We start from the raw sequence: 261 nt of genomic DNA, 5'->3' as shown, positions 1-261 counted from the left end.
AGCAAGATTTTAAAATTCCACGTATCAAGGAGTACTTTCAAGCTCGTTTTGAGTGGCTTGTAAGGGGCTTCGATACCCCTATGAAGGAAGAAACAGAAACAGAAACAAAAACAGAAACAAAAACAGAAACAAAAGAAAAAGAAGAAACAAAAACAAAAGAAGAAGCAGCAAGCTGCTCAAGAGATAAAAAAGTTGCAGAAGAAAATCCAATAGCATTTTATGAGCAAAACTTTGGAGTTCTTAAACCATTTGTAGCTGAAG

General features: G+C 34.9%; 1 pseudogene. It reads left to right on the top strand.

Annotated features, from left to right (window positions below):
* Window positions 1-261, top strand: a pseudogene (locus MR167_RS32235) (DnaD domain-containing protein); the annotation flags it as partial.

This window comes from Bacillus cereus group sp. BfR-BA-01355 (assembly GCF_022663675.1).
Taxonomy (GTDB): domain Bacteria; phylum Bacillota; class Bacilli; order Bacillales; family Bacillaceae_G; genus Bacillus_A; species Bacillus_A thuringiensis_S.
This window is presented reverse-complemented; position numbering and strand designations above follow the sequence as displayed.